Consider the following 20,533-nt stretch of genomic DNA (forward strand, 5'->3'; position numbering starts at 1 on the left):
CCGCCAGCCCGGAGACGGGCTACACAGCGGCCATGCATCTGCTCATCCTTGGCCTGGGCTATTCGGCAGCGCGCATTGCCGATGCGGCGCGCGCCGCCGGTTTTGCCATCACGGCCGTGCGTTCCCGCCCCGGCCCCGGCGTGCTGACGCTGGACAGCCCGGAACTGCCCGGCATCATCGCCAGCGCCAGCCATATCCTCTCCTCGGTGCCGCCGGCGGCCGATGGCCATGATCCGGTGCTGGTGCAGCACGGTGCCGCCATCGCCGCCGCGCCGGCGCGCTGGGTGGGCTATCTTTCGTCCACCGGGGTCTATGGCAACAGCGATGGCGCCTGGGTGGATGAAAGCGCGCCCCGCAATGGCCGGCGCGATGGCCGGCTGGCCGCCGATGCCGCCTGGGAAGCGCTGCACGTGGCAGCGCGGGTGTTCCGCCTGCCCGGCATCTATGGCCCCGGCCGATCCGCGCTTGACCGGTTGCGCGCCGGGCCGGTGGCGCGCATCGACCTGCCCGGCCATGTGTTCAGCCGCATCCATGTTGATGATATTGCAGGCGCCGTGCTGGCCAGCATGATAGGCGGCCCGGCCGGTGTGTTCAACATCGCCGATGATCTGCCAGCGCCCGGAGAGGCCGTCACCGCCGCCGCCGCCCGCCTGCTGGGGCTGGAGCCGTCGCCGCTGCTGCCGCTTGATCAGGCCGGCCTGTCACCCATGGGCCGGGCCTTTTATGGCGAATGCCGGCGGGTGGCCAATGGCCGCATGAAAAGGCAGCTTGGCTATTGCCTGAAATATCCCGATTATCACGCCGGCTTATCCGCCTGCCTTGAGGAGTCTGCCCCATGAAGTTCGGCACCGGACAATCGACCCCGCGCGTGGAAGACGCCCGCCTGTTGACCGGCCAGGGCCGCTACACCGACGACATGGCGCGGCCGGGCATGCTCTATGGCACCACCCTGCGCTCCCCCCATGCCCATGCCGCGATCAGTTCGATCGACATTTCGGCCGCGCTCGAGGTGCCGGGCGTGGTTGCGGTCTATACCCATGCCGACATCGCCGGCTATGGCCCCATCCCCTGCCTGGTGCCGCTGTCGGGCGAGGTGAAGACGCCGCGCACCCTGCTGGCCGGTGACCGCGTGCGCTTCGTGGGCGATGGCGTCGCCTTTGTGGTGGCGGAAACGCGCGAGGCCGCCCGCGCCGGGGCCGAGGCCATCTGGGTGGAGTATGAGGAGCTGCCGGCGGTGGCCAGCATCGCTGCTGCCATCGCGCCCGATGCGCCGAAAATCTGGCCGCAGGCCGCCAGCAACAGCCTGTTTGACTGGCAGGTCGGCAACCCGGATGCCGTCGCCGAGGCGCTGGCCAAGGCTGCGCATGTGACGCGGCTGCGCATCATCCAGAACCGCGTTGCCCCGACATCGATGGAGGTGCGCGCCGCGCTGGGCGAATTTGATGCCGAAGCCGGCTTCACCCTCACCACCGGCAGCCAGGGTGTCGCCTCGATGCGGCGCGAATTGTCGAAGGTGATCCTGAAGGTGCCCGAGGATCAGGTGCGCATCATCACCCACGATGTCGGCGGCGGCTTTGGCATGAAGAGCTTCATCTATCCCGAATATGCGCTGGTGCTGCACGCCGCCCGCCAGCTCGGCAAGCCGGTGAAGTGGACGGGCGAGCGCAGCGACGCCTTCCAGACCGACACGCACGGCCGGGCCATGGAAAGCGAGGCGGCGCTGGCGCTGGACGCCGAGGGGCGCATCCTGGCGCTGAAGGTGGAAACCTGGTCTGATCTCGGTGCCTATCAGGCGCAGTTCGGCCCGGCGATCCAGACGATGGCCGGCGGGCGCATCATGGGCGGCGTCTATCGCATCCCGGCCATCCAGAATCTGGTCCACGGCGTCGTCACCAACACCACGCCGGTCGATGCCTATCGCGGCGCCGGCCGCCCGGAATCGGCCTATATCATGGAACGGCTGATCGAAGCCGCCGCGCGCGAGATCGGCCTGGGGGTGGACGAGATCCGCGCGAAGAATCTGCTCACGCCGGCCGAACTGCCGCATGCCAATGGCCTGGGCCTCACCTTTGACATCGGCAATTTCCCGGCCGTGCTGGAACGCGCCAAGCAGGTGGCCGATTGGGCCGGCTTCCCCGCCCGCAAGGCCGCAGCGGCGGCGCGCGGCAAGCGGCTGGGCCGCGGCATGGCCTATTATGTCGAGATTGCCGGTGGTGGCGGCACCGAGGAGCATGCCGATGTGAAGGTGGCCGCGGACGGCCGGATCGAGATGGCGGTGGGCACCCAATCCAACGGCCAGGGCCATGAAACCGCCTATGGCCAGGTGCTGGCCGCGCGGCTGGGCGTGCCGCTGGAGCAGATCCGCATCGTGCAGGGCGACACCGCCCGCATGGAGGTGGGCGGCGGCACCGGCGGCTCGCGATCGATGGCATTCGGCGGCGGCGCCGTGCTGCAATGCGCGGACGACATGATCGCGCGCGGCACCGCGCTGGCGGAAGCCGATCTGGGCGGCGACGTCGATTATGGCGACGGCCTGTTCAAGGCGCGTGGCAGCAACGCCACGCTGAGCTGGGCGGAGCTGGCCAGCCGGCATCCGGGCGCCCTGGATGGCCGCAGCCGCTATACCACCAAGGAAAGCAAGCCCGCCCCCACCTTCCCCAACGGCTGCCACATCGCCGAGGTGGAGCTGGACCCCGATACCGGCGTCATCGCCGTCACCCGCTATGCCCTTGTCGATGATTTCGGCGTGCTGGTGAACCCGATGCTGGTCGAAGGCCAGATCCATGGCGGCATCGCGCAGGGCCTGGGCCAGGCGGTGCTGGAAAACATCGTCTATGACGACGCCGGCCAGCTGTTGACCGGCAGCTTTATGGATTATGGCATCCCGCGCGCTGACCAGATGCCGCCGGCGGTGACCTTCGAAACGCTGAACACCCCGTCACCCACCAACCCCTTGGGCGTGAAGGGCTGCGGCGAGGCTGGCACCATCGGCGCCATGCCATCGGTGATCAACGCCATTATCGATGCGCTGGACGGCAAACAGGTGGAAATGCCGGCGACGCCGGAGAAATTGTGGCGGCTGGCCAACGCCGCCTGAGGGCAGGCGAGAATTAATCCTCCCCCTCTGGGGGAGGTGCCCGCAGGGCGGAGGGGGCGCGCCGGCAGGGCGCGTGCCGGATGGCATGGGCCCAGCACGGCCCCCTCCGCCGCCCGGCGGGCGGCACCTCCCCCAGAGGGGGAGGATCTGGTTCGGATGGCTGCATCCCAGACAGAGGGAAGCCGCCGCGCCTGCCCGGCACGACGGCTTCCCGTTGGTTGCCCTGCCGGTCCCTCCCCCCGGAGGATGGGTGGGAGACGGGGGGAGGCCACAGAGCAACCAACCTCGGGCCGTGCGTGCCAGTGCTGTGGCGATCAGCGGATGAAGCCGATCACCACCGCCCACAGCAGCATCAATGTTGGCACGGTCATCACCTGGGCCCAGGCCGCACGGCCTGAAAGATAGCCGCTGGCGGTATCGATGCCCCACGCCCCGCGGCGCGGCGGATCATCCGCCTTGCGGCCCGATTGCCGTTGCATCAGCCACGGCAGGCCAAAATATGCCACCAACACCAAGCCAAACACGGCGAAGATCAAGCCAAGACCCTCGCCGGCCTGAAACACAATATACATAACGGCAAGGTAGCCAGCTCCGGCGCCGATCAATTGCGCTAAGAGCTTGTTTGGAAGATCAAATTCCAGGCGTCTTACGTCTTGGACATGTTTAGTGTCAATTTTTCCTGACACCAATCCATCGGCTTCGTCGCGAAATTCGAACTTCATGGCCCCTCTCCTGTGCTGGCCGGTTCAACGGTCTGCCCAAGCTGCCATGCCGTCTCGGCCGCCCGCCTTGATCCAGATCAATGGCCCATCAGGATCGGCAGCGGCGCATCCGAAAGCAGGCCGCGCGTGACGCCGCCAAACAGCATTTCGCGCACCCGGCTGTGGCCATAAGCGCCCTGCACCAGCCAGCTCGCCTGGCGTTCGGCCGCCACGCTGCGGATCACCTGTTCCACGCTGGCGGCGCCGGCATCACGTTCCACCACATCGGCCGCCACGCCATGGCGCGACAGGAAGGCGGCGGCGACGCGGCCGGTGAACGGGCTGTCCTTTTCCGACACGGTGAGCAAGGTGACGCCACTGGCCAGTTTCAGCAGCGGGATGGCCTGGCGCAGGGTGCGTGCGGCTTCCTGGCTGCCATCCCAGCAGACCAGCGCCGGGCCGGCGACATCAAAACGGGTGGCCGCTTCCGGCACGGCCAGCACCGGCGCCGGCGCCCGCACCGCGACATCGCCGGTGATGCCCATCTTCAGGGCCGCGGCGCGGGCATAGGGCCCGGCGCTCATCACCACCACATCGGCCAGGCGGGCATGTTCGACCAGCCGGTCAGCGCTGTCGCCATCGCCGGATTGCCATTCCCAGCTCAGCCCCTCGCGGCGCAGCCGGGCTTCGACGGCGGCGCGTTCCTCGCCGCGCCGGGCCTCCACCGCATCGATGAGGGTGGTGACCGGAAACGCCCCCATCGCCGGATCGCCCAGCGCATAGGCAGCATAGGGCAGCACCGACAGGCAGACGAGATGCCCTTGGCACGCCCGCGCCAGATCAAAGGCCGCCGCCAACCGCGAGGCCTGGCCCTCATCCCCTTCGATATGCACAAGAATCGTCGTCATCGTCCCGTCCCTCCCCTTCACATCAATTCATCGGCCGCTTCGGCCAGCGCATCCGGATCCTGGATCATCACCTGGCGGCCGCCGGGCAGGCCGATCACCCCGGCGGTTTTCAGCCGGGTCATCTGGCGGCTGACGGTTTCGATGGTCAGGCCCAGAAGATCGGCCATCTCGCCCCGGCTGAGCGGCAGTTCGATGACATGGGGTTCGGCGGCGGCCGGCCGGCGCTGCGCGGTTTCGGCAATGAAGCCGGCGACCCGCGCCAGCGCCGTGGCCCGCGCCAGCCGCGACAGGCTGCGCCGCACCTGGCCCAGTTCGGCCAGCGTGCGCGACAGCAATTGCCGTTCCATCGCCGGATGATCGGCCATGGTGCGCTCGATGGTGGTTTGCGGGAACACGCACAGCGACACCGCACTCAAGGCCACCACATCATGGGTGGCCGGGCCGCCATCCAGAAACGGCGTGCCAACAAAATCGCCCGGCCACAACAGGCCCACGATCACCTCGTGCCCGGCCGGGTTGATGTGGCTGATCTTCATCAGGCCACGCTGGATATTGGCGCACAGCCGGGCCGGATCGCCGGCCCGGATCAAGGTTTCGCCGCGCGCCAGGCTGCGCTGGGTGCCGTGGGCGGCCATCGGCGCCAGCGCCGCATCGGCCAGCACGCCGCACAGGGCGGTTTCGCGCACGCTGCACTGGTTGCAACTTTTTCCGAACACCATGGCTGCTCTCCCACCCGCAATAGTGGCGAAAGCGGGCAGCGGCGCGTAATTGTGGTGGTTACTTAGGTGACAGGCCGGCCGCCCAGGGTTTCCGACAGTCTGGCGGCAATGGCGGCCCGGGCGCGGGCAGAGAGTGCCTTGCGGTCAGCCATGCCGGCCGGGCTGAAGGGTTCGAGGAAATGCACCCGCGCCTCCCACGTGCCGGGACGGGAGAGCAGGCGCCAGGCGTTGGCGGCACCGGTTTCCATGCCCACCCAGGCGAGGTTGCGGCCGGCCTCGTCACAATCGATCACCACCGGCTGCAGGCAGGCGCCGGGCGGTGGCGGGATCAGCATGGCGAACAGCGGCGCCTTGAACGGCAGCAGGCGGCGGCCATCACCGCAACTGCCTTCCGGGAACAGCGCCAGCTTGCTGCGGCTGGCGAACAGGTCGCGCATGGCCGCAATCTGGCGGCCAACGCCCATGCGGTCGCCACGGTTGATGAAGATGGTGTCGTTCAGCCGGCACAGGAAGTTGAGGCCGGGCCAGATTGCGATGCCATCCTGGGCCACGAAGGCGGTGCCGGTGAGGCCGCCGAGGATCAGCGCATCGGTCCAGCTGAGATGGTTGGCGATGTAGAAGACATCGCGGCTGACCGGCTGACCGATCTGGCGGACGCGGATGCCCATGGCGCGCGCGCCCCAGGCCAGAAAGCGCCGCGCCCATGGGCTGTCGGCCCCGGCGGCGCGCCACAGCATGTGGGCCGGAATGCACAGCGCGCCGATGCCGAACAGCCAGGCAGACCGCGTGACGACGCGCAGGGCACCAGCCGGATCGGCAGCACAGGCGCGGACAAAGGCAATGAGCGCTCCGGTTGGACCGGGCACGGGCAGCGGCACGAAGCCCGTGGAATCGGGGAGCGGTGGCGGCCAGTCGGCCGGCTCTGGCGAGGACGGGGCAGAAGCCATGGCACCACGCTGGCCAGCGCCGCGGCCCCTGTCAATTGTCAAGCCACGCGCAGTTTCCGGCGGGCCAGCAGGCCAACGAGACCAAAGCCCAGGATCATCTGCAGCCAAGTCGCTGGTTCCGGCACCACTGCGCCGGGATCAATCAGCATCTGGCCAGCCGACTGGGCGATGATCACATCGCCGCTGAGCGATTGGCCGCCGACCAGATAATTGTTGAAGCTGATGCGCATCGCGTTGGTGACAAAGCGTTCAATGCCGCCCAGAACGCCGGTGCTCACCTGTTCATTCATCACGATGCTGAGACCACCCAGATTGTAGACGACATGGTTGGCGGCTACCGAGGCGTTGCTGCCCAGCGTGATGATGCTGAAACCGTCGACGGCCAGCGACAGGTTGGTGAATTCGCTGCTGCCCGAAAGGCTGCTGGTGATCCCGGTGCGCTGCACTTGGGTCTGGGATCGCAGCTGAGTGGCAGACAGGGTGATGATGGGGACATCGGTGCCAAAGGTGGTGGTGACCAGGCCCAGGTTGAAATTGTTGACCACGGCGCTGGCATCGCCGCTGCTGGTGTCGAGTGGCGTGGTGCCGTTGGCATTGGCCGCTGTTGCGATCAGCCCGGCCGACAGGTTCAGGCTGGTGCTGACCAGCGGGCCCAGATCAAAGCTTGTTGCCCTGCCCGGGGCAGACGTGTCGCCGAAGGCGACGCCCAGACCGGTCTGGCTGCTGTGCGACAGCACCTCACCTGTGACCGCATAGCCTGGTGATGTGGTGCCCGACACCTCGGCCAGCGGCCCGACATCGGCGCCTGCAACACCAAGGGCTCTCACCGTGTTGTGCAGGCCGAACGCCGATGTGGTGATGCTGGTTGTGGCTTGGGCCGACCCCGCCGTCGCGACAAGCAGCACAGCGAGCAGGAGATTATATTGACGCACAAGCACCCCCACAACGAAGCCATCGCTCCCCTGTCGACTTCAATTGTCAAAATTACACGAAATTACATTTATATCAAATGCAAATCTAAATCATGCGGTTTGGGCCGCCACGCGCGACCGTGCGCCAGACAGGCGTTGATGGCAGGCCGCGCTTGCCACGCGCTTGCTGGCCGGCCTATGCGCTTGGCCATGGCGCATGTGCTGATGCTTGATTCCGGAGTGGGCGGGCTTTCCGTGCTGGATGATGTGCGTATGGCGCTGCCGGCGATCGATATCAGCTATGTCGCGGACAATGCGGGCTTTCCCTATGGCACCAAGACCGAGATGGAGGTGGCGACCCGCGTCTGCGCCCTGCTCGGCCGGCTGACGGAGCGGCTGGCGCCCGATCTGATCGTGATCGCCTGCAACACCGCATCCACCATCGCGCTGGCCCACGCCCGCGCCGTGCTGGATGTGCCGCTGGTGGGCACGGTGCCGGCGATCAAGCCGGCGGCGGAACAGTCGAAAAGCCGGGTGATCGGCGTGCTCGGCACGCTGGCCACCGTGCGCCAGCCCTATGTGGCGCGGCTTTCGGCCGATCATGCCGGCGATTGCACCGTGCTGCTGCACGGATCGGCGCGGCTGGTGGAGCTGGCCGAGGCGCAGTTGCGCGGGGAGAATGTGACGGCGGCCGATGTGGCGCCGGAACTGGCCGGGCTGACCAGCCAGCCAGGTGGGGACCGGCTGGATGTGGTGGCGCTGGCCTGCACCCACTTCCCGCTGCTCTTGCCGCAGTTGCAGGCCGCCGCGCCCCGGCTGGCCTTTGTGGATGGCGGGCCGGGCATTGCGCGCCGGGTGGCGCATCTGCTGGGCGACAAGGGCACGCAGGGCGACGGCCGCGGCCGCGCGCTGTTCACCCGGATGGATGACGAGGTTGACGCGCTCGCCCCGGCGCTGCACCGCTATGGCCTGACGATATCGGGATGATCAGCAATGGCTCTCAACGATGAAGATCTGAAGGCGCGCATGAACAAGTTCGTGCCGCCCACCGCCGCCATTTTGGGGCAGGAGATATTGGAAATCGACAGCGCCGCCGGCGTGGTGAAGATGAAGTTTCAGCCGATCGATGCCTGCCGCAACCCGATGGGCAATGTGCAGGGTGGTATCGTGGTTTCGATGCTGGATGATGCCGCGGCCTTTGCCGCGATCGTCAAGAGCGGCAAGCGCATCGGCATCCCGACCATCGAGCTGAAGACCAGTTTCTTTGCGCCGGCCAAGGCCGGCGTGCCGCTTTATGCCACCGGCCGCTGCCTGAAGCTGGGCAAGCGCATCGCCTTCATGGAGGCAGACCTGTTTGACGAGGCCGGCACCCTGCTCGCCCGCCTCACCACATCGGCCGTGCCGCTGGAACTGGACGGCCCGAGCAATCTGGTGGAACGCACATGACCGCCGAACCCGAAGTCTTGTTCGAAGTCCGTGGCCATGCGCTGTGGATCATGCTGAACCGGCCGCAGGCGCTGAATGCCCTGAATCATCCGATGGCGGTGAGCATCCACCGGGCCATCATCGATGCCATCGGCGATCCGGCGGTGCGGCATCTGGTGATCAGCGGCGCCGGGGATCGGGCCTTTTGTGCCGGCGGCGATGTTGCCCTGCTCGGCCGGCGCGGCCGGGAAGACCGGGCCTTGTGGGAGAATTTCTTCCACGACGAATATCGCATGAACCAGGCCATCGCCCGCTGCGGCAAGCCGTGGGTGGCGTTGATCGATGGCATCACCATGGGCGGCGGCGTTGGCCTTTCCATCCACGGCCCCTATCGCGTGGCGACCGAGCGCACCTTGTTTGCCATGCCGGAAACCGGCATCGGCCTGATCCCCGATGTCGGCGGCACGCATGCGCTGGCGGCCCTGCCCGGCGAGATTGGCACCTGGTTGGCCCTGACCGGCGCGCGGCTGAAGGCGGCCGATCTGCGCTATTGCGGGATTGCCACCCATTATGTGCCGTCAGCCCATCTCGCGACGCTGGGCGATCTGTTGGCGACCAGCCATGAGCCGCTGGACGCCGTGCTCGCCAGTTTTGACGAGGATGCCGGCGAAGCGCCCTTGGCGGCCTATCGCGATGCCATTGATTTCCATTTCGGCCATGACCGGATGGAGGACATCATGTCGAGCCTGGACGCCGGTGACGACTGGGCGCGCGAGCAGGCCGCCACTATCCGCCGCATGTCGCCCACCAGTTGCAAGCTGTCCCTCGCCGGCCTGCGCCTGGCCCGCGGCGTGGCCATCGAGGACGCACTGATCAACGAATATCGCATGGTCTGCGAGATCCGGAACGGCCATGATTTCTTCGAAGGCATCCGCGCCCAGCTGATCGACAAGGATCGCAACCCGAAGTGGCAGCCGGCCACGCTGGAGGCGGTGAGCGATGAGGATGTGGCGCGGCACCTGGAGGTGCCGGAAACGGGCGATCTGACCTTCGAATAGGCCAGATCGCCCGCCTGGTCGTTCAAAGCGCGTCGGCAGCCTTTGACACCAGCACGTTCACCGCCACGCGGCGGTTCTGCGCCTTGCCTTCCGGCGTGTCGTTGGGGGCGGCCGGATCGGCTTCGGCCATGCCGGTGGGCGTGAGCATGCGATAGGGTTTCCAGCCGCAGGCCTGCTGCACGAAGCCGACCACGCGGCTGGCGCGCTTCTCGCTCAGCTGCTGGTTATACTCTTCCGGCCCGCTATCATCGGTGTAGCCGACCACCAGCAGCAGGGCATTCTTCATGCCCTCCGCCAATTTGGTGGTGGCGCAGAGTTCGGCTTTGGCCTGTTCTGACAGGGCCCATTTGCCGGTGTCGAAATAGATGTTGGCCGTGCGCTTGATGTCATATTGATCAATGTCGGCAAATCGGCCCTTCAGCGCCTGGGTGGCGGCCGCCTGTTCGGCAAAGCCCTGTGCCGTGCCGCTGTGGATCATGTTGGCCAGCTTCAGATCAGTGTTGCGGAACTTGATCTGGCTGGCCCGCAGCATCGCGCCCGATTGCTCGGTTGCCACCGTGATGGGCAGGCCGTTCATCAGGGCGGTGGCCGGCTGGCCGCTGCGGCCCAACCCGAGGAAGCCACCGCTGGCGCTGATCCTTGTGGCGTCATCGATTTCGACCAGGATCTTGCTGCCATCGTCGGCGGTGACCTGAATGCGGTCCCCGCTGCGGGCCGAAATGATGCCCCTGATCTCGGGCCCCTTCTGATAATGTGGGGCTGTCACCGTGGTTTCGGCTGGCTGCGCGGCCAATGGTGCGGCCGCGAGAACGGCTGCGGCCAGCAATAACACGACAGCCGGTTCCTGTGTCATGATACGCATACGCAACTCCCTCACTGAATTCCGGTGCAAGCCAGCCCCCTTGCAACGCCATGGGCAACTGGCCCTGCCCCGATGCGGCCCACCGGCGCGTGGCGCGCTGGCAAACCTGCATGACGAATCCGCAGACCAAGGCTTTCTCTCAGCTGAACCGGGCCAGCGCCCTTCGGCCAATGGTGAAAAGGAAGCGACAGGATGCGAGGCGCCGGCCGGTTCGGCGCCATGAAAAAGGGCCCGCGCGGGCGGGCCCTTTTCCGGTTCGACATGGCGACAGCGATCAGGCCGGGAGGCTGATCTGGCGGCGGCGGCGGGCGAAGCCCACCAGGCCCATGCCGGCCAGCATCATCGCCCAGCTGCCCGGTTCGGGCACGGCGGTGACGATCGGCGCCGGATCGGATGAGAAGCTGCCGCCGGCCACGGCGCGGAAATTGTTGATCGCGCCCGTTGGCGTTCCAGTGATCGGATTGGCCTGCAACACCGGCACGATCGAGGTGAGGTTGAGGGCGAAGTTGCGATTGAGCGTGTTGCTGAAGTCAAGGAAGTCCGAGGTGAAGCTGATGGTGGACGAGGGAGTGGAGCCGCTGATGCCGGCCGAGTTGCCGGCGCGGTTGCCCGACAGCACCGTGCGGTTGAACGTGCCCGACAGCAGGTTGGATCCGACGGCAAAGCTGTTGCCGCCGATGGTGATCGGCGCAGTGGTGAGGAACGAGAAGCTGCCGGTGAGGTTGTTCTGTTCCAGCGTGGCACCATTCACCGTGGCGACGGTGCTGGACACGGTGCCATTCAGGGTCCAGCGGGCCGTCACGTTGGTGACGTAAGGTGCAATGGAAGGTTGCAGGAAGCTGAAGTTCACCAGGCGGGATGCCGGGGTTGAACCGGTGTTGGTGGCGATGGAGTAGAAGCTGGCATTGCCGGTGCCGGCGGTGCGAACCCAGCGGACATTGTTGCCGCCGGCGCGGGCCGAGAAATTGGCAAAGGTGGTGACGGCTGCGGCCGGAGCAGCGGCCGCCAGAGCGGTGGCGGCGGCCGCCAGTAGAATGATGGTGCGCATGTTGCGGCTCCTTGCGATGGACCGCCAAACCATTTGGGCGGGGTCTGCCAAGGATATGCAACAAGCGTGCCAGCTTGGATTTAACCGCTAAATATCTGATATCATTGATATGGATCGTTTGCAGCGCGGTGCCCCTGCCAACGGCGCTTACAGATGGGTAAACAATTGGTATCGAAGGTCGGTATGCCAAGGTGGGTATGGCATATAGACAAAAGAAAGGGGGCGGCCCGATGGGCCGCCCCCTTCCGTTGATCCGTTGATCGCAGCGTGGCCGATCAGGCGGCGACGGTGATCTGGCGACGGCGGCGAGCGAAGCCCACCAGGCCCATGCCGGCGATCATCATGGCCCAAGTGCCCGGTTCCGGCACAGCGGTCACGATCGGGGCCGGATCGGTGGAGAAGCTGCCACCGGCCACGGCGCGGAAGCTGTTGATGGCCGAGGTCGGCACGCCGGCGACCGGGTTGGCCTGGAACACCGGAACGATCGAGGTCAGGTTGACGGCGAAATTGCGGTTCACCGTCTGACCGAAGTTCATGAAGTCCGAGGTGTAGGTGATCGTCGACGACGGGGTCGAGCCGCTGATGCCGCCCGAGTTGCCACCGCGAGCGCCCGACAGGGTCGACTGGGTGAAGGTGCCCGACAGCAGGTTCGAACCGGCCGCGAAGGTGCGCGCGCCGATCGTGATGGCTTGGGTGGAAACAAACGAGAAGCTGCCGGTCAGGTTGTTCTGCACCAGGTTGGCGCCGTTGACCACGGCCACGGTGTTGCTGACGGTGCCATTGAGCGTCCAGATCGCGTTCACGTTGGTGACAAAGCCGGCGATCGACGACTGCAGGAAGCTGAAGTTGACGGCACGCGAGGCAGCGGTCGAGCCGGTGTTGGTGGCGATGGTGTAGAAGCTGGCGTTGCCGGTGCCGGCAGTGCGTTCCCAACGAATGTTATTGCCGCCGGCGAGGGCGGAGAAGTTGGCAAAGGTGGTCACGGCGGCAGCCGGGGCCGAGGCGGTCAGGGCGGTGGCAGCAACACCGGCCAGGATCATCAGCTTCTTCATCATGGGTCTCCTCACTCAATTTGACCGCCGCCCCCACAGGCGTGGCGTTGCCGTTAATGATGCAACAACCATGCCATTCATGTTGGTAACACTAAGTTATTGCAAATGAACAATCCGAATTTTCGTTAACTTTTGCGGCTGTAAATCCCGGCTTGTAACCAAACAGTAACCTTTATTAACACGCCACCCGGCATTGCCGCCAGACATGGTCGGGGTTAAGAGGCGCGCACACCGACCAAGGTTGCCACTTCCGCAGGACCCGCACCCGATGACTGTCATCGCCCTTGCCTCTGATCATGCTGGCTTTGCCCTCAAGGCCGCACTGGCCGATGATCTGCGCGCCGCCGGGCACAGCGTGATCGATCTGGGGCCCGACAGTGAGGCCAGCGTGGATTATCCCGATTATGGCCGGGCGCTGGGCGAAGCATTGGCGCAGGGCCGCGCCACCCATGGCATCGCCGTGTGCGGTTCGGGCATCGGCATTTCCATCGCGGTCAACCGCGTGGCCGGGGTGCGTTGCGCGCTGGTGACCAGCGGCCTGATGGCGCGGCTGGCCCGCCAGCACAATGATGCCAATTGCATCGCGCTGGGCAGCCGGATAATCGGCACCGAAACCGCCCGCGATTGCGTGCACGAATTTCTGAACACGCCCTTTGAAGGCGGCCGCCATGCCGGGCGCGTTGCCAAGCTGGGTTGAGGGAGACCATCGATGAGCAGCCAGCCGATTGCGGATATCCGCCCCGATGGGTTTTTCGAAACGCCGGTTGCCGGCAGCGATCCGGCCGTGGCTGCCGCGATTGCCGCCGAGCTTGATCGCCAGCAGAACCAGATCGAGCTGATCGCGAGCGAAAACATCGTGTCGCGCGCCGTGCTGGAAGCACAGGGCAGCGTGTTCACCAACAAATATGCCGAAGGCTATCCCGGCAAGCGTTATTACCAGGGCTGCCACCCGTCCGACGTGGTGGAGCAACTGGCCATTGATCGCGCCAAGGCGCTGTTTGGCGCCGAATATGCCAATGTGCAGCCGCATTCGGGTGCGCAGGCCAATGGCGCGGTGATGCTGGCGCTGGTGAAGCCGGGCGAGACCATCCTGGGCATGAGCCTGGATGCCGGCGGCCACCTGACCCATGGCGCCAAGGCGGCAATGAGCGGCAAATGGTTCAACGCCGTGCAATATGGTGTGCGCCGCGAGGATCATCTGATTGATTATGACGAGGTCGAGCGCCTGGCCGTGGAGCACAAGCCGGTGCTGATCATCGCTGGTGGCTCGGCCTATCCGCGCCATATTGATTTCGCCCGATTCCGTGCCATTGCCGACAAGGTGGGCGCCCGCCTGCATGTGGACATGGCGCATTTCGCCGGGCTGGTGGCGGCGGGCCTGCACCCCTCCCCCATCCCGCATGCCGATGTGGTGACGACGACCACGCACAAGACGCTGCGCGGGCCCCGGGGTGGCATGATCCTGAGCCGCGATGCCGAACTGGGCAAGAAGTTCAACAGCGCCGTGTTCCCCGGCCTGCAGGGCGGCCCGCTGATGCATGTGATCGCCGCCAAGGCCGTGGCTTTTGGCGAGGCGCTGCAGCCGGAGTTCAAGGATTACAGCCGCGCGGTGATCGCCAACGCCCAGGCCCTGGCCCAGCGGCTGGTGGAGCGCGGCTGCGCCGTGGTCGCCGGTGGCACCGACACGCACCTGGCGCTGATCGATTTGTCGCCAAAGGGCATCACCGGCAAGGATGCGGATGAAGCGCTGGAGCGCGCCGGCATCACCTGCAACAAGAATGGCGTGCCCTTCGATCCGCTGCCGCCGACCAAGACCAGTGGCATCCGCGTCGGCTCGCCCGCCGGCACCACCCGCGGCTTTGGCATTGCGGAATTCCAGGCCATTGGTGACATGATCGCCGATGTGCTGGACGGGCTGGCCGCCAATGGCCATGATGGCAATGCAGCGGTTGAGCAGGCGGTGAATGCCCGCGTGCGGGCGCTGTGCGCGCGGTTCCCGATCTATCCGGCCTGAACTGCCGCGCCAGGCGGAAGGGAGCGGGCAATGGCGGAAGACGGACAGGGTGACGGCAAGCCGGAACCCGACAAGCTGACCCGACTGGCGGAAGACGCCGCCGCAGCCGGCCGCCGCGCGCTGGACAATGAAACCGGCCGGCAGGTGGCCGACATCGCCGACGCCGGCTTCACCCGCGCCGGGCAGGTGGTGGACAATCTGCTCGACAGCCCCGGCGGGCAACAGCTGAAGCAGGGCGCCAATGATCTGTTGAACAAGGCCGGGCCGGTGAGCCAGAGCGATGCTGGCCGCAACATCATTGCCGGCGCGGCGGTGGGCTTTTTCATTGGCCTGATCTTTTCCTTTATCGGCATTTTCTGGGGCACGATGCTGGGCGCGGGCCTTGGTTTCCTGCGCACCATCACCCGGAGGTCCTGATGCGCTGCCCCTTCTGCGGCCATGATGACACCCAGGTGAAGGACAGCCGGCCGACCGAAGATTCGGCCGCCATCCGTCGCCGCCGTCAGTGCCCGGCCTGCGGTGGCCGCTTCACCACCTTTGAGCGGGTGCAGCTGCGCGAACTGATCATCGTCAAGAAGACCGGCCGCAAGGAGCCGTTCGAGCGCGACAAGCTGGCGCGGTCCATCGAGATCGCCTGCCGCAAGCGCCCGGTGGAGGCCGAGCGCATCGAGCGGCTGGTCAATGGCGTGGTGCGCCAGCTGGAATCGCTGGGCGAGGCCGAGATTGACGTGGGCGTGGTGGGCGAGCTGGTGATGGAGGCGCTGCAGAGCCTGGACCCGGTCGCCTATATCCGCTTTGCCAGCGTGTATCGCGATTTCCGCGAGGCGAAGGATTTCGAGACCTTTGTGGGCGGCCTCAGCGAAGCGGTGAGCGGCACGAAGGGCAAAGCCGACTGACAGCGCCGGCCAAAGCCGATATGGGCAGCGCCATGAACCCGCCGCCCGAACCGCACCACATGCCGCCCAACCCGCCGGCCGTCATCCTGGTGCGGCCGCAGCTGGGCATGAACATTGGCGCTGTGGCGCGTGCCATGCTGAACTTTGGCCTGACGGAACTGCGCCTGGTGGCCCCGCGCGATGGCTGGCCCAATCCCGAAGCCGGGCCATCGGCAGCCGGCGCCGATGCGGTGATCGAAGGTGCGGTGGTGTTTGACACGCTGGCCGATGCCATTGCCGATTGCGCGCTGACCATCGGCACCGCGATGACCACGCGCGACATGATCCGGCGGGTCACCTCGCCGGCTGGCGCCGTGGCCGAAATGCGCGCGGCGCCGGTGACATCGGCGCTCGTGTTTGGGCCGGAGCGCACCGGGCTGACGCGCGAGGATCTGCTGCATTGCCATGCGCTGTGCACCATTCCCAGCAATCCCGATTTCGGCAGCCTCAACCTGGCACAGGCGGTGGCGGTGATGGGCTATGCCTGGGTGATGGCGCATGATGCGCCGCCGCCCAGCTGGATCGTCAATCACGAGGGCCCCGCCCCGCAGGCCGATCTGGCCGGGCTGATCGCGGCGCTGGAAGCGCAACTGGCGGACAACGGCTGGTTCAACCCCGCCCCCGGCCGCAGCGAAAGCGCGCGGCGCATGCTGCGCAACATACTGACCCGGCCGGGCTTCACCGCGGCCGAGGTGCAGTTCCTGCGCGGTGTGGTGCGCAGCCTCAGCACGCCACGACCCGGTCAATAAGACGGCAGACCGGGATATTCCCAGCGCCAGGGCACGCCGGTTTCGCCCAGCACGGCCCGCACCAGCGCCGGAAAGGCGGCTTCGGCCCTCACATCGTTGGCCAGGATCAGCACGCAGCGTTGCTGCCGTTCCAGGCAGACCAGCGTGTTGGCGGTGATGTCGTTGTGGCCGCCCTTGTACCAGCCCGGCCCCTGCGGCCCGGAAAAGCCGATCACGCCCAGCGCCGCCGCTGCTGCCGGCCGGCCGGCAGCCGGGGCTTCGGGGGCGAGGGACGGAAACTGCGTGGCCGTGGTGATCGGCAGGGTGCCGCGGGCGAACTCCCGCCGCCATGCTGGTGGCAGGCCATGGCCGCGCACCATGGCGGCGGCCAGTCTTGCCAGATCATTGATGCTGCCATCCATCGATCCGGCGGCGCGCACCCGGCTGCGTTCATCATGCGGCTCGGGTTGGCCGGCGGCGTTCCAGCCATCGGCCAGATCGCTGGCAAAATCCGGTCGCCATTTCAGGCTGGTGCGGGTCATGCCGAGGGGCCGGAACAGCCGTCGCTGCAATTCAGATTCCAGATCCAGGCCCAGCCCCTGTTCCAGCCCGAACTGCAACAGCATGATGCCTTCGCCGGAATAGGCATAGCGGCTGCCCGGATTGAAATGGATGCGCAGTTTCTGATCGGGTTCGAGAAACCAGAAATTGGCAAAGCCGGTGGCATGGTTGAGCACCATGCGCGGCGTGATCGCCTGCCAGCGCGGATCGCCGGCCAGATCACCCCAGTGGCCATAGGCATCTGGATTGCCATAATCGGGCAGCGGCCGGGGCAACAGTGTGGCAATCGGCCGATCCAGATCAAGCCGGCCTTCGGCGGCCAGTTGCACGGCCAGGTAACCAGTGACCGCCTTGGTCAGCGAAGCGGCATACATCACGGTATCAGCGGTGAGCGGGGCGCCAGCGGCGTTGCGTTCGCCAAAGGCCTGCACGCTGGCAACCTGGCCGTTGGCTATCACCGCGATGGCCAGGCCGCGGGCGCCGGTGCTGGCCATCGCGGCCCGGGCTGCGGTGGCCACCGCAGCGGCCGTCGGCACAGGGGTGGCCGCAGCCGCAGCGGGCAGCAGCGCCAATGCTGCGGCAGCGGCATTGCGCAGCCCCGAACCTGTCATCGCCGTCTCCTGCCTGCCGGTCCGGCGATAATGTGGTACATCAGGCGCGGGACACAAGCCGGCGTTGGCCCGGATGATGGCTTATTTTCCGTTGGTCGCCTTGGCAGCGCCGCCGCCAAGCAGCAGGCCAAAGATGATGCCCAGCGCGATCTGATCGAAAATGATGCCGAACAGCAGGCAGATGATGAAGGTGCCGCCGCCGCTGGTGACTTGCTTCTTGTCCATGCCTTGCCTCCCGCCGATGGGTTTGATGACGCGGCTGTAATCCGTCGTCAATGGGCAAGGCGTGACAGGGCGGGACGGAGCGCGTAAACGCCGGCGCATGACTCAGTTTCCGCACACCCGCCTGCGCCGCACCCGCATGACCGCGTGGAGCCGCGATCTCCACCGCGAAACCAGCCTGTCGCCGGCCAATCTGATCTGGCCGCTGTTCCCCACCGAAGGCCATGACCAGGAAGTGCCCGTGGGCACCATGCCGGGCGTGTCGCGCCTCAGCGTGGACCGGCTGGCCAAGGCGGCGAAGGAAGCCGCGTCCCTGGGCATTCCGGCGGTGGCGCTGTTTCCGCACACCAGCCCGGCCCGGCGCAGCGAGGACGCGAAGGAAGCGCTGAACCCCGACAACCTCATTTGCCGCGCCATCCGCGCCATCAAGGATGCCGCGCCGGAGGTGGGGGTGCTCACCGACGTGGCGCTCGACCTCTACACCAGCCATGGCCACGACGGGCTGATTTCGGACAGTGGCGAGATCCTGAACGACGCCACGGTGGAGATGCTGGTCGGCCAATCGCTGAACCAGGCCCGCGCCGGTTGTGACATCATCGCGCCATCCGACATGATGGACGGCCGCATCGAGGCCATTCGCGCCGGGCTGGAGGGCGACGGGTTCCACAACACCCAGATCATGGCCTATTCGGCCAAATATGCCTCCGCCTTCTATGGCCCCTATCGCGACGCGGTCGGCAGCGGCGGCGTGCTGAAGGGCGACAAGAAAACCTATCAGATGGACCCGGCCAATGCCCGCGAGGCGCTGCGCGAAGTGGCGATGGACATCGAGGAGGGCGCTGATTCGGTGATGGTGAAGCCGGGCATGCCCTATCTCGACATCATCCGCGCCATCCGCGATGCCTTTGATGTGCCGGTGTTCGCCTATCAGGTGTCGGGCGAATATGCGATGCTGGAAGCCGCGATTGCCGCCGGCGTGCTGGATCGCGGCAAGGGCGTGCTGGAAGCGCTGATGAGCTTCCGCCGAGCCGGCTGCTCGGGCGTGCTGACCTATCACGCGCCACTGGCCGCGCGGCTGATGGGGGCGTGAGCCGGCTTTGACCGGCCGGGCCTTCATGTTATGCTGAAGGCTGGTTCTGGAGTGGATATGCGCGAGATTGTTTCTGGCTGCTGACCGATAGCCACTTTGCGGCTGTTGGTTCGCGTTGCTGCCATCCGGCCTGCCGGCGGGATGCGGCGATCTGCAACCCATGCAGAAGAGCCAGATTCAATGGATATTTCGCGCGCGGAACAGCGCATTTTGCACCTGCTGGCGCAAGGCGGCAGCATTCATCATCGCCGTGAGGACGGCCAGATCGTCGATGTCAAATGCTTCACCCGGGATGGCGCTTGCCTGACCGGCTTCAGCCTTGACCTGTTCGCCCGGCTGAAACGCCGGGGGTATGTGGAATCGCGCGGTGGCGCGCCCTATCGCATTTCCCGCTTGAGCCTGGCGCGGGTGCGGAGCCAACTCGACAATCGATAGGGGTCAGGCGCTGGCAGGGCCAAGCGGCAACTGCCAGCGCCAAACCTCGCCATCCTCAGGCTCGATCACCGTGCCGACAAAGGCAAAGCCGTTGCGGCGCAGCACGGTGGTTGAGGGGTTTTCGGCCATCAACGTGTGGGCGATGATCGTGCGCGCACCGTGCTGGCGGGCCATGGCGATCAGGCCGGCGGCGATGGCGGTGGCGACGCCCTGCCCTTCGCACATTGGGAAGGTGCCATAGCCGATTTCCACGCCGCCATTGGCATCGGGCGGCGCCTTGAAGCCACCAAGGCCCTTTATGCTGCCATCATCCGCCAATGCCCACCAATCGGCCCAGGGCGCCGGACGCGGGCGGGCGCCCATGATGGCCAATATCTCGGCCAGATGGGCGCGGCCTTCGTCGACCGTCGGATAATGGCGGGTGATGCCGGCCAGCAGTGCGGGTGACGGATCGGCCAGATCGGCCGCGCTGGCCGGGATGAGGCGGATCACCCGTCGATCAGGATGACATCAAAGCCCAGCCGGATGACGCCATCGGCGCGCTGGCCCAGGGCCTGGCCAAAGTTCACCGGCGGCATCGGCCCGCCGACCTTCTGGTCAAGATCATGGGCCAGCGTCTCATCCTGGCCCAGCAGCGGATCGCCGGCGAAATACATCTGCGTCACCAGCCGGTTGAGCTGTCCATCGACCTGATAATGGATATGCTTGGCGCGCCAGCTGGAACCGACATTATAGGCGCCCGGTTCGATGCTGAGGAATCGATAGGCGCCATCCTTGTCGGCCACCAGGCTGGCAAAGCCTTCGAAATTGGGATCGAGCGGCACCGTGCTGTTGTCGCTCTTGTGGGCATAGCGGCCGCCGGCATTGGCCTGCCAGATCTCGATCTTCGCGCCCGGAACCGGTTGGCCCTTCATGTTGAGGATGCGGCCCGACACCTCGATCAGTTTGCCGGTCGCCTTGCCGGCACGGCCGGCCACCTGCACCAGATCGGCATCGGCGTCGGATGGCTTTTGCACCGGATAAAAGGGCCCCAGCGCCATCGGCATGGTTGGGTCCGCAGCCAGGGCCGGGGCCGCCAGGCCGCCCGCCAATACCAGACCCGCCTGCCCGAGCAGACGCCGCCGCGTGATGATCATCGTATATCCCCCGTTGATTGCGCACAGCGTTCCACGCGATTTTGCAACAGGTCAAGCCGGCGGGGCCAATGCT

The 20,533-nt window shown here is 66.4% G+C and carries 24 protein-coding genes; 12 read left to right on the forward strand and 12 right to left on the reverse strand.

What is annotated here, in order from left to right; genetic code table 11:
• The first annotated feature begins 32 nt into the window (after positions 1-32).
• Both CHU93_RS15295 and CHU93_RS15300 read left to right on the forward strand, forming a co-directional pair.
• Positions 33-839, forward strand: a complete 807-nt coding sequence (locus CHU93_RS15295) for a Rossmann-fold NAD(P)-binding domain-containing protein (RefSeq protein ID WP_094475017.1) — start codon at positions 33-35, stop codon at positions 837-839.
• Positions 836-3,097 carry a xanthine dehydrogenase family protein molybdopterin-binding subunit gene (locus CHU93_RS15300; protein ID WP_094475018.1) on the forward strand — a complete coding sequence of 754 codons (2,262 nt, stop codon included), beginning with the start codon at positions 836-838 and terminating at the stop codon, positions 3,095-3,097. The genes CHU93_RS15295 and CHU93_RS15300 overlap by 4 nt, the downstream gene beginning before the upstream one ends.
• A gap of 314 nt (positions 3,098-3,411) precedes the next feature.
• On the opposite strand, the gene CHU93_RS17365 is transcribed toward CHU93_RS15300, so the two are convergent.
• The 5 genes from CHU93_RS17365 to CHU93_RS15325 all read right to left on the reverse strand — a co-directional run bounded on the left by CHU93_RS17365 (position 3,412) and on the right by CHU93_RS15325 (position 7,310).
• Positions 3,412-3,819, reverse strand: a complete 408-nt coding sequence (locus CHU93_RS17365) for a hypothetical protein (protein ID WP_133064432.1) — start codon at positions 3,817-3,819, stop codon at positions 3,412-3,414.
• Positions 3,820-3,896: 77 nt separating this feature from the next.
• On the reverse strand, positions 3,897-4,706 hold the full coding sequence (locus tag CHU93_RS15310) for a universal stress protein (protein WP_094475020.1): 810 nt from the start codon (positions 4,704-4,706) through the stop codon (positions 3,897-3,899).
• 17 nt (positions 4,707-4,723) lie between these two features.
• Positions 4,724-5,425 carry a Crp/Fnr family transcriptional regulator gene (locus tag CHU93_RS15315; protein ID WP_094475021.1) on the reverse strand — a complete coding sequence of 234 codons (702 nt, stop codon included), beginning with the start codon at positions 5,423-5,425 and terminating at the stop codon, positions 4,724-4,726.
• Between the two features lie 62 nt (positions 5,426-5,487).
• Positions 5,488-6,372, reverse strand: coding sequence for a lysophospholipid acyltransferase family protein (locus CHU93_RS15320; protein WP_243375715.1), 885 nt, complete (start codon positions 6,370-6,372; stop codon positions 5,488-5,490).
• Between the two features lie 38 nt (positions 6,373-6,410).
• The gene (locus CHU93_RS15325; RefSeq protein WP_133064433.1) at positions 6,411-7,310 is read right to left on the reverse strand and encodes a PEPxxWA-CTERM sorting domain-containing protein; all 900 of its coding nucleotides are present in this window, start codon (positions 7,308-7,310) and stop codon (positions 6,411-6,413) included.
• A 183-nt stretch (positions 7,311-7,493) separates the two neighbouring features.
• Here CHU93_RS15325 and murI point away from each other — a divergent pair, with 183 nt between their 5' ends.
• From murI to CHU93_RS15340, 3 genes are read left to right on the forward strand one after another with little or no spacing between them, the layout of a single operon-like run.
• On the forward strand, positions 7,494-8,270 hold the full coding sequence (gene murI, locus CHU93_RS15330; RefSeq protein ID WP_094475073.1) for a glutamate racemase: 777 nt from the start codon (positions 7,494-7,496) through the stop codon (positions 8,268-8,270).
• A 6-nt stretch (positions 8,271-8,276) separates the two neighbouring features.
• Entirely contained in the window at positions 8,277-8,729 is a 453-nt protein-coding gene (locus CHU93_RS15335) for a PaaI family thioesterase (RefSeq protein ID WP_094475023.1), read from the forward strand.
• On the forward strand, positions 8,726-9,766 hold the full coding sequence (locus tag CHU93_RS15340; RefSeq protein ID WP_094475024.1) for an enoyl-CoA hydratase/isomerase family protein: 1,041 nt from the start codon (positions 8,726-8,728) through the stop codon (positions 9,764-9,766). The genes CHU93_RS15335 and CHU93_RS15340 overlap by 4 nt, the downstream gene beginning before the upstream one ends.
• A 22-nt stretch (positions 9,767-9,788) precedes the next feature.
• Here the strand turns inward: CHU93_RS15340 and CHU93_RS15345 are convergent, their stop codons facing one another.
• From CHU93_RS15345 to CHU93_RS18055, 3 genes are all read right to left on the reverse strand, one after another.
• Positions 9,789-10,628, reverse strand: coding sequence for an OmpA family protein (locus CHU93_RS15345; RefSeq protein WP_094475025.1), 840 nt, complete (start codon positions 10,626-10,628; stop codon positions 9,789-9,791).
• 274 nt (positions 10,629-10,902) lie between these two features.
• Complete coding sequence (locus CHU93_RS18150; protein WP_133064434.1) at positions 10,903-11,676, reverse strand: PEPxxWA-CTERM sorting domain-containing protein; 774 nt, start codon at positions 11,674-11,676, stop codon at positions 10,903-10,905.
• Between the two features lie 275 nt (positions 11,677-11,951).
• The gene (locus tag CHU93_RS18055; protein WP_243375716.1) at positions 11,952-12,731 is read right to left on the reverse strand and encodes a PEPxxWA-CTERM sorting domain-containing protein; all 780 of its coding nucleotides are present in this window, start codon (positions 12,729-12,731) and stop codon (positions 11,952-11,954) included.
• Between the two features lie 265 nt (positions 12,732-12,996).
• Between CHU93_RS18055 and rpiB the strand changes: the two genes are divergently transcribed.
• From rpiB to CHU93_RS15380, 5 genes are read left to right on the forward strand one after another with little or no spacing between them, the layout of a single operon-like run.
• Complete coding sequence (gene rpiB / locus CHU93_RS15360; RefSeq protein ID WP_094475027.1) at positions 12,997-13,425, forward strand: ribose 5-phosphate isomerase B; 429 nt, start codon at positions 12,997-12,999, stop codon at positions 13,423-13,425.
• A 12-nt stretch (positions 13,426-13,437) separates the two neighbouring features.
• On the forward strand, positions 13,438-14,742 hold the full coding sequence (glyA, locus tag CHU93_RS15365; RefSeq protein ID WP_094475028.1) for a serine hydroxymethyltransferase: 1,305 nt from the start codon (positions 13,438-13,440) through the stop codon (positions 14,740-14,742).
• A gap of 30 nt (positions 14,743-14,772) precedes the next feature.
• Positions 14,773-15,159, forward strand: coding sequence for a hypothetical protein (locus CHU93_RS15370; protein ID WP_094475029.1), 387 nt, complete (start codon positions 14,773-14,775; stop codon positions 15,157-15,159).
• Positions 15,159-15,638, forward strand: a complete 480-nt coding sequence (gene nrdR / locus CHU93_RS15375; protein ID WP_094475030.1) for a transcriptional regulator NrdR — start codon at positions 15,159-15,161, stop codon at positions 15,636-15,638. Before CHU93_RS15370 ends, nrdR begins: the two co-directional genes overlap by 1 nt.
• Before the next feature lie 32 nt (positions 15,639-15,670).
• A complete protein-coding gene (locus CHU93_RS15380; protein ID WP_243375717.1) occupies positions 15,671-16,426 on the forward strand; it encodes an RNA methyltransferase in 756 nt (251 codons plus the stop codon).
• On the opposite strand, the gene CHU93_RS15385 is transcribed toward CHU93_RS15380, so the two are convergent.
• The gene (locus tag CHU93_RS15385; protein WP_094475032.1) at positions 16,420-17,577 is read right to left on the reverse strand and encodes a serine hydrolase domain-containing protein; all 1,158 of its coding nucleotides are present in this window, start codon (positions 17,575-17,577) and stop codon (positions 16,420-16,422) included. The two genes, CHU93_RS15380 and CHU93_RS15385, sit on opposite strands and share 7 nt — an antisense overlap.
• Before the next feature lie 81 nt (positions 17,578-17,658).
• Entirely contained in the window at positions 17,659-17,802 is a 144-nt protein-coding gene (locus tag CHU93_RS17635) for a hypothetical protein (RefSeq protein WP_165768775.1), read from the reverse strand.
• Between the two features lie 97 nt (positions 17,803-17,899).
• Here CHU93_RS17635 and hemB point away from each other — a divergent pair, with 97 nt between their 5' ends.
• The gene (gene hemB / locus CHU93_RS15395; RefSeq protein WP_094475034.1) at positions 17,900-18,889 is read left to right on the forward strand and encodes a porphobilinogen synthase; all 990 of its coding nucleotides are present in this window, start codon (positions 17,900-17,902) and stop codon (positions 18,887-18,889) included.
• Between the two features lie 105 nt (positions 18,890-18,994).
• Entirely contained in the window at positions 18,995-19,324 is a 330-nt protein-coding gene (locus CHU93_RS15400) for a YjhX family toxin (protein WP_243375718.1), read from the forward strand.
• A gap of 3 nt (positions 19,325-19,327) precedes the next feature.
• Here CHU93_RS15400 and CHU93_RS15405 read toward each other — a convergent pair whose 3' ends face one another.
• Together CHU93_RS15405 and CHU93_RS15410 are read right to left on the reverse strand one after the other, a co-directional pair.
• On the reverse strand, positions 19,328-19,816 hold the full coding sequence (locus CHU93_RS15405; protein WP_094475036.1) for a GNAT family N-acetyltransferase: 489 nt from the start codon (positions 19,814-19,816) through the stop codon (positions 19,328-19,330).
• Positions 19,813-20,460 carry a dioxygenase family protein gene (locus CHU93_RS15410; RefSeq protein WP_094475037.1) on the reverse strand — a complete coding sequence of 216 codons (648 nt, stop codon included), beginning with the start codon at positions 20,458-20,460 and terminating at the stop codon, positions 19,813-19,815. The genes CHU93_RS15405 and CHU93_RS15410 overlap by 4 nt, the downstream gene beginning before the upstream one ends.
• Between the last annotated feature and the right edge of the window lie 73 nt (positions 20,461-20,533).

The sequence above is a fragment of the Sandarakinorhabdus cyanobacteriorum genome, assembly GCF_002251755.1.
GTDB lineage: Bacteria > Pseudomonadota > Alphaproteobacteria > Sphingomonadales > Sphingomonadaceae > Sandarakinorhabdus > Sandarakinorhabdus cyanobacteriorum.